At 70.3% G+C, this 18,204-nt stretch carries 15 protein-coding genes; 1 reads left to right on the top strand and 14 read right to left on the bottom strand.

Translation table 11 applies throughout. The features are described from left to right. Window positions 1-130: 130 nt before the first annotated feature. Window positions 131-1,945, bottom strand: a complete 1,815-nt coding sequence (gene ggt, locus HDA45_RS35775) for a gamma-glutamyltransferase (protein ID WP_184902955.1) — start codon at window positions 1,943-1,945, stop codon at window positions 131-133. A 97-nt stretch (window positions 1,946-2,042) separates the two neighbouring features. Here ggt and HDA45_RS35770 point away from each other — a divergent pair, with 97 nt between their 5' ends. Then, complete coding sequence (locus tag HDA45_RS35770) at window positions 2,043-3,422, top strand: pyroglutamyl-peptidase I (protein WP_246480894.1); 1,380 nt, start codon at window positions 2,043-2,045, stop codon at window positions 3,420-3,422. Window positions 3,423-3,496: 74 nt separating this feature from the next. Here the strand turns inward: HDA45_RS35770 and HDA45_RS35765 are convergent, their stop codons facing one another. From HDA45_RS35765 to pyrR, 13 genes are all read right to left on the bottom strand, one after another. Beyond that, window positions 3,497-5,590, bottom strand: a complete 2,094-nt coding sequence (locus tag HDA45_RS35765; RefSeq protein ID WP_184902951.1) for a primosomal protein N' family DNA-binding protein — start codon at window positions 5,588-5,590, stop codon at window positions 3,497-3,499. 133 nt (window positions 5,591-5,723) lie between these two features. Next, window positions 5,724-6,926, bottom strand: a complete 1,203-nt coding sequence (gene metK, locus HDA45_RS35760) for a methionine adenosyltransferase (protein WP_184906367.1) — start codon at window positions 6,924-6,926, stop codon at window positions 5,724-5,726. Between the two features lie 94 nt (window positions 6,927-7,020). Further along, window positions 7,021-8,241: a bifunctional phosphopantothenoylcysteine decarboxylase/phosphopantothenate--cysteine ligase CoaBC gene (gene coaBC, locus HDA45_RS35755; RefSeq protein WP_184902949.1), complete on the bottom strand. Its 1,221-nt coding sequence runs from the start codon at window positions 8,239-8,241 to the stop codon at window positions 7,021-7,023. Continuing rightward, window positions 8,234-8,503 (bottom strand): DNA-directed RNA polymerase subunit omega, encoded by a 270-nt coding sequence (gene rpoZ, locus HDA45_RS35750; RefSeq protein ID WP_005152353.1) that lies wholly within the window; start codon window positions 8,501-8,503, stop codon window positions 8,234-8,236. Before rpoZ ends, coaBC begins: the two co-directional genes overlap by 8 nt. Then, on the bottom strand, window positions 8,500-9,156 hold the full coding sequence (gmk, locus tag HDA45_RS35745; RefSeq protein ID WP_184902947.1) for a guanylate kinase: 657 nt from the start codon (window positions 9,154-9,156) through the stop codon (window positions 8,500-8,502). The genes rpoZ and gmk overlap by 4 nt, the downstream gene beginning before the upstream one ends. Beyond that, entirely contained in the window at window positions 9,153-9,470 is a 318-nt protein-coding gene (gene mihF, locus HDA45_RS35740) for an integration host factor, actinobacterial type (RefSeq protein WP_003096398.1), read from the bottom strand. Before mihF ends, gmk begins: the two co-directional genes overlap by 4 nt. Window positions 9,471-9,577: 107 nt before the next feature. Then, window positions 9,578-10,417 (bottom strand): orotidine-5'-phosphate decarboxylase, encoded by an 840-nt coding sequence (gene pyrF / locus HDA45_RS35735; RefSeq protein WP_184902945.1) that lies wholly within the window; start codon window positions 10,415-10,417, stop codon window positions 9,578-9,580. Next, window positions 10,414-13,728 (bottom strand): carbamoyl-phosphate synthase large subunit, encoded by a 3,315-nt coding sequence (gene carB / locus HDA45_RS35730; protein WP_184902942.1) that lies wholly within the window; start codon window positions 13,726-13,728, stop codon window positions 10,414-10,416. Before carB ends, pyrF begins: the two co-directional genes overlap by 4 nt. Continuing rightward, a complete protein-coding gene (carA, locus tag HDA45_RS35725) occupies window positions 13,728-14,861 on the bottom strand; it encodes a glutamine-hydrolyzing carbamoyl-phosphate synthase small subunit (protein ID WP_184902940.1) in 1,134 nt (377 codons plus the stop codon). The genes carB and carA overlap by 1 nt, the downstream gene beginning before the upstream one ends. Continuing rightward, on the bottom strand, window positions 14,861-15,370 hold the full coding sequence (locus HDA45_RS35720; RefSeq protein ID WP_184902938.1) for a PH-like domain-containing protein: 510 nt from the start codon (window positions 15,368-15,370) through the stop codon (window positions 14,861-14,863). Before HDA45_RS35720 ends, carA begins: the two co-directional genes overlap by 1 nt. Then, complete coding sequence (locus tag HDA45_RS35715) at window positions 15,367-16,659, bottom strand: dihydroorotase (protein ID WP_184902936.1); 1,293 nt, start codon at window positions 16,657-16,659, stop codon at window positions 15,367-15,369. Before HDA45_RS35715 ends, HDA45_RS35720 begins: the two co-directional genes overlap by 4 nt. Next, entirely contained in the window at window positions 16,656-17,588 is a 933-nt protein-coding gene (locus tag HDA45_RS35710; RefSeq protein WP_034311667.1) for an aspartate carbamoyltransferase catalytic subunit, read from the bottom strand. Before HDA45_RS35710 ends, HDA45_RS35715 begins: the two co-directional genes overlap by 4 nt. Next, complete coding sequence (pyrR, locus tag HDA45_RS35705; protein WP_184902934.1) at window positions 17,585-18,196, bottom strand: bifunctional pyr operon transcriptional regulator/uracil phosphoribosyltransferase PyrR; 612 nt, start codon at window positions 18,194-18,196, stop codon at window positions 17,585-17,587. Before pyrR ends, HDA45_RS35710 begins: the two co-directional genes overlap by 4 nt. Window positions 18,197-18,204 lie beyond the last annotated feature (8 nt).

The raw sequence follows: 18,204 nt of genomic DNA, 5'->3' as shown, positions 1-18,204 counted from the left end.
CGCTCAGTCTAGAAGGACCCCACCGCCGCGGCGCGCTCGCTCTCCCGTAGGGGCTGAAGGACGCTTTCCCCGCATGTCATGTGGGGAAAGCGTCCTTCACCGCGTGAGATGCGGGGAAAGCGTCCTTCAGCTACCTGGGTGGCCAGGGCAGCACGACGGCCGCCGAGCCGCCACCCCGCCGGGTCGGTTCGGCGGCGGCGAGCCACCGCCCGTCCCGCAGCCGTTCGACGCCGGTCGCGGCCCCGATCTCGGCGGGCGCGGTCGAGAAGCCCTGCTGTTTGGCCTTCAGGATCGCGAGGACGTCGGTCTGGTCGAGGAACGCCTGCTCGACCTGCGCGGCCGCCGAGTTCCGCTGCGAGGCACGCGGTTCGGCGATCGCGTCGACCAGCTTCAGGCCGCGGTCGATGCGGCCGGTGAGGATCTGCAGCACCGTGGTGATGATCGACGCGCCACCGGGCGAGCCGACGGCGAGGAACGGTTTGCCGCCGTCGAGCACGATGGTCGGCGCCATCGACGACCGCGGCCGCTTGGCCGGGCCCGGCAGGTTCGGATCGGGCACGCCCGGCGTCACCGGGGTGAAGGAGAAGTCGGTCAGTTCGTTGTTGAGGAGGAACCCGCGGCCCGGCACGACGATGCCGCTGCCGCCCTCCTGCTCGATGGTCAGCGTGTACGCGACGACGTTGCCCCACCGGTCGGCGACCGTGAGGTGCGTGGTGTTCTCGCCCTCGTACGGCGTCGGCGCGGAGTTCGTCCCCGCGACGCACGGCACCGGCTTGCGCGGGTCCGCGGGCGCGACGGGGCTCGTCCCGGCCTTCGCGGGGTCGATCAGGCAAGCGCGGCTGTCGGCGAACTTCTGGCTGATCAGTTCCTTCGCCGGGACGTCGACGAAGGCCGGGTCGCCGATCCACCGGTTGCGGTCGGCGAAGGCGTACCGGGTCGACTCCAGGAAGTAGTGCAGGTAATCGGCCTTCTGCAGCTTGGAAAGCTTCGTGTTCTCGAGGATGTTCAGCGCCTCGCCGACGGTCAGCCCGCCGGACGACGGCGCGGGCATCCCGTAGACGTCGTAGCCGCGGTACTCGGTCTTGGTCGGCTTCCGCTCGGCCACGCGGTACTTGGCGAGGTCGGCCGCGGTCAGGTCGCCGGGTCGCACGTTCAGCGTCGACGCGGGGTCGACCGGCGGCTTCCGCACCGTGTTGACGACGTCCGCGCCGATCTGCCCGCGATACAGCACGTCCGTGCCCTTCGCGGCCAGCTGCGCGTACGTGCCGGCGAGGTCGGGGTTCTTGAACGTCGTGCCGACCGCGGGCGGCGCTCCGCCGGGCAGGTACAGCGACCGGGTCGAGGGGAACGCCGAGAAGCGGGCGGCGTTGTTGGTGATCTGGGTGTTGAAGGTCTGGTCGACCTTGAAACCCTTGCGAGCCAGTTCTTCGGCGGGCTTGACCGCCTTCGCCAGCGACTTGGTCCCCCATTTGCGCAGGGCTTCCTGCCAGGTGGCGGGCGTGCCGGGCACGCCGACGCTCAGCCCGCTGGTGACGGCCTCGGCGAACGGGATCGCCTTGCCGTTCTCGACGAAGAGGTTCTCGTTCGCCGTCGACGGCGCGGTCTCGCGGCCGTCGAGCGTGTGCACCTTGCCGCTCCGCGCGTCGTAGTAGACGAAGAAGCCGCCACCGCCGAAACCGGCGGAGAACGGGTCGGTGACGCCCAGCGCGGCGGCTGTCGCGACGGCCGCGTCGACGGCGTTGCCGCCCTCGCGCAGGATCTTCGTGCCGATCGCGGTCGCGTCCACGTCGATACTCGAGACGGCGCCCAGGTAGCCGACGGCGACCGGCGATTTCGGTGGCGGCGGTGGACCCGCCGAGGCGGTACCCGGTGCGGCGGCACCGACCAGAGCGGCGATCGCGGCGACTGCGGTGATGCGTACCGGAATGCTTCTGTGCGCGGCCATGGCGCGAGTCTGCCCCGCCTGTCCACCCCGGACAAGACCCGTCCAGCCCTGCGAACGTCGGTAGTGCGGCCGTGCCCGGATGAGCAGAATGCGGTCCATGAAGACTCCCGGCAAGCGATGGGGCGCGTTCCTCCCGCTGCTCATCGCTCTCCCCGTGCTCGCGGTCCCCGGCGTCGCGCGAGCCGAAAGCGCGCGTGGCTGTTTCGACGATTCGGCGGCGATCACCGTCGAGGAGAAGCGGCTCACCGCGACCATGCCTTCCGGTGGCCCGGCGGTCGGCCCGGAACTCGTCCGGCTCGCCGGATTCGACAAGCTCGTTTCCGACTTCACGACGCGCCTCTGCGCCACGAAGACCGGTCCACGCGCCGAGAAGCTCGCGGAAACCGCCGGTGACGGGCTCTGGCGGACCGCCGTCGACCGCGCGCAGGGCCGCCGTCCCGATCTCGGCAGCATCGACAAGGCCGACGACCGGCCGCTGTACTGGGCACGCCTCCAGATGAGCAAGGCGCTGCGCCAGTGGACGCCGCGCTTCTCGCTGCCTGCCCCCGCCCGCGCGGGCCTGCTGAAGACGTTCGACGTCGGCGCCCGCGGCCTCGACGATTCCCGCTTCCCCCTCGGCCCGAAGCTGCGCCGGGTGCTGGTGAGCGGCTTCGACCCGTTCACCCTCAACGGCGCGGGCGTCCGCATCGCGAACCCGTCCGGCGCGGCCGCGCTGCACCTGGACGGCAAGGTGATCCAGACCCCGAACGGGCCAGCGCAGGTGCAGGCCGTGTCCTTCCCGGTGGTGTGGAGCTACTTCGACGCCGGAATCGTCGAGGCGGCTTACGGCAAGGCGTTCAAGGACCGCTTCCGCCGTCCGGAACTGATCATGACGATCAGCCAGGGCCGTCCCGGCCGGTTCGACATCGAACGGTGGGCCGGTGCCTGGCGCGGTGGTTCGCCGGACAACCTCGACGAGCCCGTCCGCGGCCCTGTCCCGCCCGCGACCGGCTGGCCCCAGCCTGCCGACCAGTTCATCGAAACCACGCTGCCGTACGAAAAGATGCTCGCCGCGCCCGCCGGGGCATACCAGGTGCTGTACAACCAGGCGTTCTGTGTCTGGCCCGACAGCACGAAGCCGGGGACGGGAACGGCCGTCTGCCGGACGGACGCGCCGCAGCCCGGCGAGATCGCCGCTTCCGGTGGCGGCGGCAACTACCTGAGCAACGAGTCCATGTACCGCAGCAACCGGCTGCGGACCGGGCTCGGCCTGACCGGGATCGCGGGCGGGCATCTGCACACGCCCGTGCTCGGCACCCCCACCGATCCGGCGGCGCTGACCGACGCCGACTTCGAGGCGCGGCGAGCGGCGATCTCGTCGCAGATCGTCACGCTGCTGACCGCCGCCCTGGGCGGCTCCGCCTCGAAGCCCGCTACGCCCGCTCCGGGCGCTTCGGCTCGCGACGACGTCCTCGCGACCCCCGGCACGACCCTCTGACCCCACGCGTTCAGTCCTCTGGATGCGATAGTTCAGCGTCGAACTACCGCAACTAGAGGACGAAACGCGGGGCGTCAGATGAGCTCAAGTGGGTCCAGCTGGATCCGGATGGGCTCGGAGGCCTTGCGCGCGTCCCGGCGGCCGGCGGCGGCGTGGACCTCGGCGGCGAGCGCCTTCCCGTCCGGACGCGCGACGCGCACCAGGGCCCGCTCCCGTTCGGCGTTGCCGTCCTCGTCGACCTCGCCGAGCGGCACCGGGCCCAGTACCTCGCCGCTTTCCGGCAACTCGAGGTCGTCGAGCAGCCCGGCGACCGCGTCCGGCGTCCCTTCGATACTCGCCATCCGCATCGCGGGCGGGAAGCCGAGTTCGCGACGCTCGGCCAGCTCCAGGCTCGCGTGCCAGCCCGGATCCCAGCGCACCAGCGCCTGCACGACCGAGAGACCCGCTTCCGCGCCGACGAACACGCGCCCGCCTTCGGTCCCCGGCCGCACCAGCGCCGCGGCCGCCATCCACCGGCGCAGGGTCTCCTCCCCCGCGCGCAGGTCCTGCCGCCCCAGCAGCGCCCAGCCGTCCAGCAGCAGCGCCGCGCCGTAGCCGCCTTCCGCGATCGGCTCGGCCCCGGGTGTGCACACCACCAGCGCCGGTTTTCCGGGCACCGAAGCCAAAACCTCCGTCGCGCCCGAGGTCCGCACCGGGAATCCGGAGAACGCGCGGCCCAATTCCTCCGCGGTCCGCTTCGAGCCGACGACGACAGCCCGCAACCGCACGGAACCGCAAGCGGCGCAATGGAAGTTCGTCTCGGGGACACCGCACCACCGGCAGGCGGGCGGCCTCGGTGAGCCGTCGATCAGCCCGCCTGGCAAGGAAAGCGGACCCGCGCAGCGACGGCAGTGCGCCGAAGTCCGGCAGTTGCCGCAGGCGAGTCCCGGAACGTACCCGCGACGCGGAACCTGCACCAGGACAGGGAATCCGCCCGCCAACGACTGCCGCGCCGCCTCGAAGGCGACCGACGGGAGCCGTGCCGCCTTCGCCGCTTCGTCCCGGGCGACGTCGAAGTCCTCACCGACCGGTGTGACCCGCGGCGCGGCGGCCCTCAGTTCGGGACGGGCGGCCACGAGAGGCTGCGCCCAGCCCGATTCCACGAGGAACTGCGCTTCGGAGGTACGCGCGAAACCGGCGACGAGCATGGACCCTTTCGCGGCGTGCGCGCGGTCCATCAGCACGTCGCGGACGTGCGGATACGGCGCGTGCTGGTCGAGGTGGACGTCGTCGCCGTCGTCCCACACCACGAACAGGCCGGGATCGGCGACCGGCGCGAACATCGCCGCGCGCGTGCCGACGACGACGCGGACCGCGCCGCGCAGCACCGCGAGCCAGCGGCGGTAGCGCTCGGCGGGGCCCAGCCCGGCGATCAGCGCGACCACGGAGTCGGCGCCCATCAGCTGGGAGCAGGCGTCGTGCAGCCGCGTGAGATCACGGTGGTCGGGCACGACCATCACGACGCCACGTCCGGCGGCGGCCGCGACGGCTGCCGCTTCGGCGAGACGGCGTGGCCAGTCCTCCCCCGGCAAGGCCTGCCAGACGGCGTTGGCCGGACGCCGTTCCGCGACGGCCTCCAGGAACGCCGGACCGCTCTGATACTTCTCCCAGGCGCCGGTTTCGGGCGCCTGGGGTGCGGGCGCGGGCTCGGCGGGCGGCTCGCCCTCGACCTTCGCGTGCCGGGACGGGATCGCGAGCCGCAGGACGTCGCTCAGCGTGCCGCCGTACCGGTCCGCGACCGACCGGCAGAGCGTGTGCAGCGCGGGGGGCAGGACGGCCTCGCTGGACGTCACCCTGTCGATGTACGCGAGTTTCCCGGTGAACTCCGTCGTGTCGGCGCGCTCGACGAGATACCCGTCGACGAGCTGTCCCGCGAACCGGACGCGCACCCGGCAGCCGGGCACGGCGGTTTCGTGCAGCTTCTCGGGGATCCGGTAGTCGAAGGTCCGGTCGAGATGCGTGAGCGGGATGTCCACGACGATGCGCGCGACCGGGTTCTCGGGCGCGGGGTTCTGCGCGCCGCGGCGGCTGGCGGTTTTCGCGCGGGACGGTTTGGCCTTCCGCGCCGTCTCGGCCTTCGGAGGCTCCGGAAGCTCCCACAGCGGGGTCGGTTCGGGACTGCTGCTCACCCGGTGATCTCTACCAGACTCCCGTGTCACTGTCCGTACCGCGTGGCCCGGGCGCCACATCAGCCCGCGACGTAGTGAAGGCCTCCTTCCCTACCCTCAAGGTAGGCAAGGAGGCCTTCACGGACCGAAGCGATCAGGCGCCCGCGGCCGACTTCAGGTCCGCGGCCCGCGCCGTGCTCTCCCACGGGAGATTCAGCTCGGGACGGCCGAAGTGGCCGTACGCGGCCGTCGGCGCGTAGATCGGGCGAAGCAGGTCGAGGTCGCGGATGATCGCGGCCGGACGCAGGTCGAAGACCTGGGTGATGGCGGCCTGGATCTTCGACGGGTCGACCGTCTCGGTGCCGAAGGTCTCGACGAAGAGGCCCACCGGGGCCGCCTTGCCGATCGCGTACGCGACCTGGACCTCGGCCCGGGTGGCGAGACCGGCGGCGATGACGTTCTTCGCCACCCAGCGCATCGCGTACGCGGCCGAGCGGTCCACCTTGGAGGGGTCCTTGCCCGAGAACGCGCCGCCACCGTGACGGGCCATGCCGCCGTAGGTGTCGACGATGATCTTGCGGCCGGTCAGGCCCGCGTCACCCATCGGGCCGCCGATGACGAACCGGCCGGTCGGGTTGACCAGCAGCCGCACGTTGGAGGTGTCGAGGCCGAGTTCGGCGATCTCCGGGGCGACCACGTGCTCGCGGACGTCGACGCCGAGCATCTGCTCCAGGTCGATACCGTCCGCGTGCTGGGTGGACACGACCACCGTGTCGAGCCGCACGGGCTGGTCGCCCGCGTACTCGATGGTGACCTGGGTCTTGCCGTCCGGGCGCAGGTACGGCAGCACGCCGTCCTTGCGGACCCTGGTCAGCCGCTGCGAGAGCCGGTGCGCCAGCGCGATCGGCAGCGGCATCAGCTCGGGGGTGTCCGAGCAGGCGTAGCCGAACATCAGGCCCTGGTCGCCGGCGCCCTGACGGTTGATCTCGTCCTCGTCGGACTCGACGCGGGACTCGTACGCGGTGTCGACGCCCTGCGCGATGTCGGGCGACTGGGAGCCGATCGCGACGTTGACGCCGCAGGAGTTGCCGTCGAAGCCCTTGGCCGAAGAGTCGTAGCCGATCTTCAGGATCACGTCGCGGACGATGGTCGGGATGTCCGCGTAGGCCTCGGTGGTCACCTCACCGGCGACGTGCACCTGCCCGGTGGTGATGAGGGTTTCGACCGCGACCCGGCTTCGCGGGTCCTTGGCCAGCAAGCCGTCCAAGATCGAATCGCTGATGGCGTCGCAGATCTTGTCGGGATGACCCTCAGTCACCGATTCAGATGTGAACAGTCTGCTTGTGGACGCGGTCACGGTGGCCGTCACTTCCTCACCTAGACGTCTGATGCCCAGAAAGTTAGGCACCCCTCAGTTGCTGTAAGCGTACTGACTATCGTTCGGAGGCCGGTTAACGCTTCATCAAGGTCACAACAGCATCCCACAATGTGGACGCCAGTTCGGCCTTGGCGCCGAGCGGGATCGGGATCTCGGTCCCGTCCGCCCCGAGCAGCCAGCCCGAATTGTCCTCGGTCCCGAACGCCTTTCCCTCGCCGACGGCGTTCACCACCAGCAGGTCCGCGCCCTTGCGCTTCAGTTTGACCCGGGCGTGGTCGAGGACGCCGCCCTTGTCGTCGCCGGTTTCCGCGGCGAATCCCACGACGAGCCGGCCCTCGCTCCGGTTCCGCACCAGTTCGGCGAGGATGTCCGCGTTACGAGCCAGTTCGACGACCGGATCCGGTGTGTCGTCGGACTTCTTGATCTTGTGCTCGGCCCGGTTCGACGGCCGGAAGTCGGCGACGGCGGCGGCCATCACGACGACGTCGGCGGACGCGGCCTCGGCGTGCATCGCCTGGCGCAGTTCCTCGGCGGTGGACACGTGGACGACCTTCGCGCCCGCCGGATCCGGCAGCGCGATGGTGTGCGCGGTGACCAGGGTGACCTCGGCGCCGCGCTGGGCGGCGACGCGGGCCAGCGCGTAGCCCTGCTTGCCCGACGAACGATTGCCCAGGTAGCGGACCGGGTCCAGCGGCTCACGGGTGCCACCGGCCGAAATCGCCACGCGCACGCCTTCGAGGTCGCGCGGGAGGGCGTTCGGCACGGCGAGCAGGAGCCGGGCGAGGTCGACGATCTCGGCCGGGTCGGCGAGCCGTCCCTTGCCGGTGTCCTTGCCGGTGAGCCGCCCGGCGGCGGGTTCGGCGACGACCAGACCGCGCGAGCGCAGCAGCGCCACGTTGTCACGGGTGGCCGGGTGCTCCCACATCTCGGTGTGCATCGCCGGGAAGAAGGCGACCGGGCACCGGGCGGTGAGCAGGGTGTTCGTCAGCAGGTCGTCCGCGATGCCGTGCGCGGCCTTGGCGAGCAGGTTCGCCGTGGCGGGCACGACGATCACCAGATCGGCTTCCTTGCCGACGCGGACGTGCTGGACGTCGGGCACTTCGGTGAACACGCCGGTGTGCACCGGGTTCCCGGACAGTGCCTCGAAGGTGGCCGCGCCGACGAAATTCAGCGCGGCTTCGGTGGGGACCACGCGGACGTCGTGACCGGATTCGGTCAGTCCGCGCAGGACCTCACAGGCCTTGTAAGCGGCGATCCCGCCGCCTACGCCTAGAACGACTTTGGGTTTATTCACCCTCGGTGTGCTCGAGCAGACCGCCGTGGATCTCGCGCAGCGCGATGGACAGCGGCTTCTCGCGCGGGCCCGGCTCGACCAGCGGGCCGACGTACTCCAGCAGGCCCTCGCCCAGCTGGGCGTAGTAGTCGTTGATCTGGCGAGCGCGCTTGGCCGAGTAGATCACCAGCGCGTACTTCGAGCTGACCTTCTCGAGGAGGTCGTCGATGGGCGGGTTGGTGATGCCTTCGAGCTCTTCGTGCAGCGTGGCCTGGGTCGTCACTCGTGGTGCTCCGAATCTTCGGTCGATGGGTCGCCGGTTATCAAGTTTAGCAACTGCTCGGCGGCGTCTCGCACGTCGGCGTTGACGACGCGCTCGTCGAACTCCCCGGCGGCGGCGAGTTCGCGCTCGGCCTCGGCCAGTCTGGCCTTCACCGCGGCCTCGTTCTCGGTGCCGCGGCCGGTCAGCCTGCCGACCAGCTCTTCCCACGACGGCGGCATCAGCATCACCAGCCGCGCCTCCGGCATCGCCTTGCGGACCTGCCGCGCGCCCTGGAGTTCGATCTCCAGGATTGCGTTGCGCCCGGCGGCCAGAGCCCGCTCGACGGGCTCGCGCGGGGTGCCGTAGCAGTTACCGGTGAACTCGGCGTGTTCGAGCAGTTCGCCGCCGGCGACCATGCGGTCGAATTCGGCGCGGTCGATGAAGTGGTAGTGCTCGCCGTCCACCTCACCCGGCCTCGGCTTCCTGGTGGTCACCGAGACACTGAAATAGATCTCCGGATCCAGCTTGCGCAGCTCCCCCGCCACGCTCGACTTCCCGACCCCCGAAGGCCCTGATACGACCGTGAGCCGGTGCCGGGATGAAACTCCCGCCACCGGCTCACCGCCGCGGTCAGCGCCCGGGATCACCGGGTGGTCCTGACCGGTGCCGCTCACTCGCCGCTGAATTCGGCCAGCAGCGCCTTGCGCTGCCGGTCGCCGAGGCCGCGAAGACGACGGCTGGGTGCGATCTCCAGTCGTTCCATGGTCTGCTGGGCACGGACCTTGCCGACGCCCGGAAGAGCCTCGAGCAGAGCCGAGACCTTCATCTTGCCGAGGACTTCGTTCTCCTCGGCCTGCTTCAACACGTCGACCAGAGTGGTACCGCCCCGCTTCAGCCGCTCCTTCAGCTCAGCACGGATGCGGCGGGCGGCGGCGGCCTTCTCCAGCGCCGCAGCGCGCTGTTCCTCTGTCAGCTGGGGAAGTGCCACGTTTTCCTCCGGTAGTTCTCAAATCTGGGTGGGTGTGGCGACGGTACCCACCCGTTACCTCGGCCCACAATGCGGGGGTGGCTGGTCATGACGGATTCCCGGGCCTGCTATTGGCCTTTTTCCAGGGGACCGAGGGAATCCCGTGTCCTCCGAACGGCCGCACGCAGCGCCTCGCGGTCCGGTCCGTGCTTGAGGACGTCGCGGGACGACGCGGGGAGCACACCCGGCAGTCCGGGGCCGAAAAGTACCCGTAGATCGGCCGGAGTGGCCCCCTGTGCCCCGAAACCCGGTGCCAGGACGGGACCGTTCAGCTTGCTCAGGTCGAGCTCTCCCGGCGCGATGGTGGCGCCGACGACGACACCGATGTCACCCAGAGGGCTTTGATCGGCATTGAAGCCGCCCGCCGTGTCGACGATGTCCTGCGCGACGGTCTTTCCGTTGGGCAGCAAGGCGTTCTGCAGTCCCTGCGCCTCCGGGTTGGAAGTGCGCGCGAGGACGAACAGGCCCTTGCCTTGCGTCTGCGCAACCTCGACGGCGAAGTCGAGCGAGCCGAACCCGAGGTATGGGGAGACCGTTATGGCGTCGGCCTCGAGTTCCGCCCCCGCGGGCAGGAAAGCCGCCGTGTACGCCGCCATCGTGGAGCCGATGTCGCCGCGTTTGACGTCCAGCAGGACGAGCGCGCCCGCTTCCCGGCACACCTTCATCGTCTTGGCCAGCACGGCGACCCCAGGAGGCCCATAGGCCTCGAAAAAGGCCGACTGGGGCTTGATCACCGCGACCTCGGGCGCGATCGTCTCAGCGGCCGTGAGGGCGAACTTCTCCAAACCGCCCGCGTCCGCCGGAAGACCCCACGCCTGGAGCAACCCGGGATGGGGGTCGATCCCGGCGCAGAGCGGTCCCTTTTCCGCGACCGCCCGCGCCAGCCTCGCCCCGAACCGCTCGCTCATGCCTTGGCCTTCAGCGCCGCCTGCAGGCTCTGCAGCGAGCGGACGCCGATGTCACCCTTGATGACGGCCTCTATCCCGTGCACGGCCGCCGCGGCACCCTGCACCGTGGTGATGCAGGGGATGTCCCGTGACACCGCGGCGGTACGGATTTCGTAGCCGTCGATGCGCGGACCGCTGTTGCCGTAAGGAGTGTTGATCACCATCTGCACTTCGCCGCTGAGGATGACATCCACGACGTTCTGCTCGCCGTCCGCCGAACCTTCGTAGTGCTTGCGCACGACGGTGCAGGCGATCCCGTTGCGCCGCAGCACTTCCGCGGTTCCCGAGGTCGCGAGGATCTCGAAACCGAGGTCTGCCAGCCGCTTCACCGGGAACACCAGCGAGCGCTTGTCGCGGTTGGCGACGGAGACGAACACCTTGCCCGACGTCGGCAGCGAACCGTAGGCCCCGGCCTGCGACTTGGCGAACGCCTTGCCGAAGGAAACGTCGACACCCATGACCTCGCCGGTGGACTTCATCTCCGGGCCGAGCAGCGAGTCGACACCGTGGCCCTCGGGCGTGCGGAAGCGGTGGAACGGCAGGACCGCCTCCTTGACCGCGACCGGCGAATCGGCGGGCATGTGGCCGCCGTCACCCTCGGCGGGCAGGACGCCGGACTCGCGCAGTTCCTTGATCGACGAGCCGGTCATGATCAGCGCCGCGGCCTTCGCCAGCGGGACCGCGGTCGCCTTCGACACGAACGGCACCGTCCGCGAAGCGCGCGGGTTGGCTTCCAGCACGTACAGGACGTCGTCCTTGAGCGCGTACTGGACGTTCAGGAGCCCGCGGACGCCGACGCCGCGTGCGATGGCCTCGGTCGAGCGGCGCACCGTCTCGATGTCGGTCCGGCCCAGCGTGATCGGCGGCAGCGCGCACGACGAGTCGCCGGAGTGGATCCCGGCCTCCTCGATGTGCTCCATGACGCCGCCGAGGAAGAGGTCTTCGCCGTCGAACAGCGCGTCGACGTCGATCTCGATGGCGTCGTCGAGGAAGCGGTCCACCAGCACCGGATGCTCGGGGGTGACCTCGGTGGCGCGGTGGATGTAGCCGGCGAGCGACTCCTCGTCGTAGACGATCTCCATGCCGCGCCCGCCCAGCACGTAGGACGGGCGCACCAGGACCGGGTAACCGATCTTGTCGGCGATCCGCTTCGCGCCCTCGAACGAGGTCGCCGTGCCGTACTTCGGCGCGGGCAGCCCGGCGTCGGTGAGGACCTCGCCGAACGCGCCGCGGTCCTCGGCGAGGTGGATCGCGTCCGGGGAGGTGCCGATCACGGGCACGCCGGCGTCGGCGAGGCGCTTCGCGAGCGAAAGCGGCGTCTGGCCGCCCAGCTGCACGATGACCCCGGCGACGGTGCCCGACTCCTGCTCGGCGTTGACCACTTCCAGGACGTCCTCGAACGACAGCGGCTCGAAGTACAGCCTGTCCGAGGTGTCGTAGTCGGTGGAGACGGTCTCGGGGTTGCAGTTGACCATGACGGCCTCGAAACCGGCCTCGCGCAGGGCGATCGCGGCGTGCACGCACGAGTAGTCGAACTCGATGCCCTGCCCGATGCGGTTCGGCCCGGAGCCGAGGATCAGGACCTTCGGCTTCTCGGTCTGCGCGGTGATCTCCGACTGCGCGGCGGGATCGGTCTCGTAGGCCGAGTAGTGGTACGGCGTCTTGGCCGCGAACTCGGCCGCGCAGGTGTCGACGGTCTTGTACACCGGCCGCACGCCGAGACGGCGGCGCAGCGCGCGGACGCCGTCCTCACCGGCCAGTTCCGGCCGCAGCGAGGCGATCTGCTGGTCCGACAGGCCGGTGCGCTTCGCCCGCCGCAACAGCGGCTCGTCCAGCACCAGCGCGTCGCGGACCTCGGCGCCGACCTCGCCGATGAGGGCGATCTGGTCGATGAACCACGGGTCGATGCCCGAGGCCTCGTGGATCTGCTCGACGGTGCCGCCGAACCGCAGCGCCCGCTCGACCTCGTAGAGCCTGCCGTCGTGCGGCGTGCGCAGCGTCTCCAAGATCGAGTCCAGCGACACGCCTTCGGGGTCGGGGCGGGTCCAGAAGCCGGTGGCCTTGGTGTCGATGGACCGCAGGGCCTTGCCGAGCGCCTCGGGGAAGCTGCGGCCGAACGACATCGCCTCGCCGACGCTCTTCATCGTCGTGGTCAGCGTGGGGTCCGCGCCGGGGAACTTCTCGAAGGCGAACCGCGGCACCTTCACCACGACGTAGTCCAGCGTCGGCTCGAAGGCCGCCGGGGTCTCGCCGGTGATGTCGTTGCGGATCTCGTCGAGGGTGTAGCCGATGGCGAGCTTCGCGGCGATCTTGGCGATCGGGAACCCGGTCGCCTTCGACGCCAGCGCGCTGGAGCGCGACACCCGCGGGTTCATCTCGATGACGACCATGCGGCCGTCGGCCGGGTTGATCGCGAACTGGATGTTGCAGCCGCCGGTGTCGACGCCGACCGCGCGCAGCACGTCGATGCCGACGTCGCGCATGTGCTGGTACTCGCGGTCGGTCAGGGTCATCGCGGGCGCGACGGTGACCGAGTCGCCGGTGTGCACGCCCATCGCGTCGATGTTCTCGATCGAGCAGACGACCACCACGTTGTCGTGCCGGTCGCGCATGAGCTCGAGTTCGAACTCCTTCCAGCCGAGGACGCTCTCCTCGATGAGCACCTCGGTGACCGGCGACTCGTCGAGACCGGTGGAGGCAAGGCGCTCCAGCTCCTCGTCGGTGTGCGCCATGCCCGAGCCGAGCCCGCCCATGGTGAACGACGGCCGGATGACGACCGGGAGGCCGACCTCGGCGACGGTCGCGCGGACCTCGTCCATGGTGTTGCAGACGCGGCTGCGCGGGGTGTGGGCGCCGATGTCGGCGACGATGTTCTTGAACTTCTGCCGGTCCTCGCCGCGCTGGATGGCGTCGACGTCGGCGCCGATCAGCTCGACACCGTACTTCTCCAGGACACCGCGGTCGTGCAGGGCGACGGCGCAGTTCAGCGCCGTCTGCCCGCCCAGCGTCGCGAGGATCGCGTCGGGGCGCTCCTCGGCGATGACCTTCTCGACGTACTCCGGGGTGACCGGCTCGATGTAGGTGGAGTCGGCGAACTCGGGGTCGGTCATGATGGTCGCCGGGTTCGAGTTCACCAGCGAGACGCGCAGTCCCTCTTCGCGGAGTACGCGGCAGGCCTGGGTGCCGGAGTAGTCGAACTCCGCCGCCTGGCCGATCACGATCGGCCCGGAGCCGATCACCAGCACGTGCTGGATGTCTGTCCTCTTCGGCATTACTTGGCCTTCTCCATCAAGCTCACGAACTCATCGAACAGGGGGGCCGCGTCGTGCGGGCCGGCTGCGGCCTCGGGGTGGTACTGCACCGAGAACGCGGGGACGTCGAACGCGCGGACACCTTCGACGGTGTCGTCGTTCGGGCAGTAGTGCGAGATCTGCGCGGCGCCGAACGGCGTCTCGAACCGCGCGCCCGGCTCGCCTTCGAGGGCGAAACCGTGGTTCTGCGCGGTGATCGCGACCCGTTTGGTCGCCACGTCGATCACCGGGATGTTGATCCCGCGGTGGCCGTAGCGCATCTTGTAGGTGCCCAGCCCCAGCGCGCGGCCGAGGATCTGGTTGCCGAAGCAGATGCCGAACAGTGGGATTTCCCGCTGCAGCACCGCTTTGGTCAGCTCGGTCGCGTGCGCGGTGGTCGCCGGGTCGCCCGGGCCGTTGGACAGGAACACGCCGTCCGCCTCGACGGCGAGCAGTTCGTCCACAGTGGACGACGACGGCAGCACGTGCACCTCGATGCCGCGCGCGGCCATCAGGCGCGGGGTGTTGGACTTGATGCCCAGGTCCAGCGCGGCCACGCGGAACTTCCGCTCGCCCTGCGCCTCGACGACGTACGCCTGCTTGGTGCTGACCTCGCCGGCGAGGTCCGCGCCCTTCATCTGCGGGCTGGCCTTGACCTCGGCGAGCATCTCCTCGTCGGTGCCGAGCGCGTCACCCGAGAAGACGCCGGACCGCATGGCGCCCTGCTCGCGCAGGTGCCTGGTCAGCGTGCGGGTGTCCACTTCGGAGATTCCGACGACGCCCTGGCGCTCCAGCTCCTCGTCGAGCGTGCGCTTGGCGCGCCAGTTCGACGGTGTGCGGGCGGGGTCTCGGACGACGTAGCCGGAAACCCAGATGCGCGAGGACTCGTCGTCTTCGTCGTTCCAGCCGGTGTTGCCGATCTGCGGCGCGGTCTGGACCACGATCTGCCGGTGGTAGGAGGGATCGGTCAGCGTCTCCTGGTAGCCGGTCATGCCGGTGCAGAACACCGCCTCGCCCAAGCTCCGGCCACGGGCGCCGTACGCGGAGCCGCGGAACACGCGGCCGTCTTCGAGTACCAGCGCGGCGGGCGTGCGGGTGCCGTTCAGGGTGCTCATCAGGCACCTCCCTTGATGTCGTTGCGAGTGTCTTGCAAAGCTTCGATCCACTGTGGATAGTCGTCGACGTCGTCGCCGCGGAATCCCGTGTCCAGCTCGACGTCCCCGGCGAGCCAGGTGATGACGAGCAGCGCGTCGATGCCCATCACCTTCCCGGCCATCCCCTTGTCCTTGCGGACGCCGGTGACCGAGGCGCGCGGGATCCAGAAGTCCGGGCCGCCGCCGCGTTCGATGGCGACGCCGTCTTCGTGCAGCCGCCAGACCGCGCCGGTGCGCAGGCCCGCGCCGCGGGTGACGACACGCTCTTGCCAGTGCCCCGCCGTCGTCGTGCTGATGTAGACACCGGTCGACTCGATCAGCGCCTCGCCGGGCTCGGCGGGGATCTCGGCGAACGGCGGCACCTGGACGCTCTGCGCCCGCGACTTGCGCCGCCAGCCGCGCCACATCAGGAGGACACAGACGAGGAAGAAGGCGAAGACCGCCAGTGTCAGCAGGATCCGGTCGCTCATGGGATGATCTTCCCTTCCCGCGCGGTGATCCGCCCGCGCAGCAACGTCGCCGTCACCACGCCGGGGAGCCGCATTCCTTCGTACGGGGTGTTCGCCGCGATACTCGCGAACTCGGCACCCCGCACGATCCATTCCGTGTCCGGGTCCACCAGTGTCAGGTTGGCCGGTTCGCCGACCTCGATCGGACGGCCGTGGTCGGTCAGGTTGCCGATCTCGGCGGGCCGCTCGCTCATCACCCTGGCGACGCCCCGCCAGTCCAGCAGGCCGGTGCGGACCATGGTCTCGACCACGATCGACAGCGCGGTCTGGAGACCGAGCATGCCCGGGCGGGCGGAGTTCCACTCGCGGTCCTTGTCCTGGACGGCGTGCGGCGCGTGGTCGGTGGCGACGCAGTCGATGACGCCCTCGGCCAGCGCGGCCCGCAGCTTCTCGGCGTCGGACTCGGTGCGCAGCGGCGGGTTGACCTTGTTGACCGGATCGTAGGTCGCGAGCCGCTCGTCGGTCAGGAGCAGATGGTGCGGGGTGACCTCGGCCGAGACCTTGGTGCCGCGCTCCTTGGCCCACTTCAGGATGTCGGCGGTGCCCGAGGTCGACACGTGGCAGACGTGCAACCGCGCGTTCGCGTGCCGGGCGAGCAGGCAGTCGCGGGCGACGATCGATTCCTCCGCCGAGGCGGGCCAGCCGGTGTAGCCCAGGCGCGCGGCCTGCTCACCTTCGTGCGCCTGCGCGCCGACGGTCAGCCGCGGCTCTTCGGCGTGCTGGGCGATGACCACGCCGAGCGCCGTCGAGTACTCCAGCGCGCGGCGCATCAACAGCGGGTCCGCGACGCAGAGGCCGTCGTCGGAGAAGACCTTCACCCGGGCTTCGGACTTGGCCATGGTGCCCAGTTCGGCGAGCTTCTCGCCCTTGAGGCCCACGGTGACCGCGCCGACCGGGTGCACGTCGACCAGCCCGGCCTCCTGGCCCCGGCGCCACACGTGGTCGACGATCACCGCGTTGTCGGCCACCGGATCGGTGTTGGCCATGGCGAACACCGCCGTGTAGCCGCCGAGCGCGGCCGCGGCCGAACCGGTGGCGATGGTCTCGGTGTCCTCGCGGCCGGGTTCACGCAGGTGGGTGTGCAGGTCGACGAAACCGGGGAGCAGCACCTGGCCGCCCGCGTCGATCACTTCGGCGTCTTCGGACGCGTCGAGAGAGCCGATGTCGGTGATGACCCCGTCCTCGACGAGCACGTCGACCGGATCGCCCTCGCCGTAGGGGCGGGCGCCCTTGATCAGGACCGTGGTCACGCTGCGGCTCCTTCGCTGGCGAGCAGGTGGTAGAGGACCGCCATGCGCACGTGGACGCCGTTGCGGACCTGTTCGGTGATGGCCGAGGCCGGGGAGTCGGCGACCGCCGAGGCGATCTCCATCCCGCGCAGCATCGGGCCGGGGTGCAGGACGACGGCGTGCTCGGGCAGGAGCTTCATCCGCCGCTCGTTGAGGCCGTACGCGATCGAGTACTCACGCGCCGAGGGGAAGAAGCCCCCGTGCATCCGTTCGGCCTGGACCCGCAGCATCATGACCGCGTCGAGGGCGGGCAGTTCGGCGTCGAGTTCGTGCGACACCGTGACCGGCAGGCTTTCCACCCCGGCGGGCAGCAGGGTCGGCGGCGCGACGAGCACCACCTCGGCGCCCAGCGAGGACAGCAGGTGGATGTTCGACCGCGCGACCCGGCTGTGCAGGACGTCGCCGACGATCCCGATCCGGCGTCCCTCGAACGAACCGAGGCGCTCCCGCAGGGTCGCCGCGTCGAGCAGCGCCTGCGTCGGATGCTCGTGGGTACCGTCACCCGCGTTGACGACCGCCGTCCCCGCCTCGGCGAGCCAGCCCGAAAGCCGCTGCGCCGCACCGGAAGCGGGATGCCGGATGATCACGCAGTCGGCGCCGGCCGCGGCCAGCGTCAGCGCGGTGTCCCGCAGCGATTCGCCCTTGTTGACCGAGGAACTGGACGCGGAGACGTTGATCACGTCGGCGCTCATCCACTTCCCCGCGATCTCGAACGAGACGCGCGTGCGGGTCGAGTTCTCGTAGAACAACGTGATGACGGTGCGGCCGCGCAAGGTCGGCAACTTCCGGACTTCGCGGCCCAGCAAGGTGTGCTTGAGCTCTTCGGCGGTGTCCAGCACGGCTGTCGCGAGCGCCGGGTCGAGCCCGTCGGTGGCGAGCAGGTGCTTCACGATCGATCTCCTTCTGGTGAAGCGCTCTCATTCAGCGTCCGCAGCAGAACCGTGTCCCGTCCGTCCACTTCGGACAACAGGACCTCGATCCCTTCGGCACGCGAGGTGGGCACGTTCTTGCCCACGTAGTCGGCGCGGATCGGCAGTTCGCGATGGCCGCGGTCGACCAGCACGGCCAGCTGGACCGCGCGCGGGCGGCCGTGGTCGCGCAGGGCGTCGAGGGCGGCGCGGATGGTGCGGCCGGAGAACAGCACGTCGTCGACCAGGATCACCACCGCGTCGTCGATACCGGTCGGCGGCAATTGCGAATGCTCGAGCGCGCGGGGCGGGCGGCGGCGGAGATCATCACGGTAGAGCGTGATGTCCAGCGCACCGGTCGGCGGACGGATGCCGGAGAACTCGGCGATCTTGTCCGCGAGCCGCAGGGCGAGCGGGGTACCCCGAGTGGGGATGCCCAGCAACACGGGCGGAGTCGAGCCACCGGCACCGAGAGCGGTCTTCTCGATGACCTGGTGGGCCATTCGGGCGATCGTGCGCGCGACATCCCCGGACGAGAGCAGCTCGCGCTCTCCCGCCGGTTCCGCCGCGCCACGGGGACGTGACGACAAGGCGGACC

It is taken from the genome of Amycolatopsis umgeniensis, assembly GCF_014205155.1.
In the GTDB taxonomy this organism is placed as follows: Bacteria; Actinomycetota; Actinomycetes; order Mycobacteriales; family Pseudonocardiaceae; genus Amycolatopsis; species Amycolatopsis umgeniensis.
Note: the sequence above shows the minus strand (reverse complement) of the source record. Positions and strands in the feature narration are given on the sequence as shown.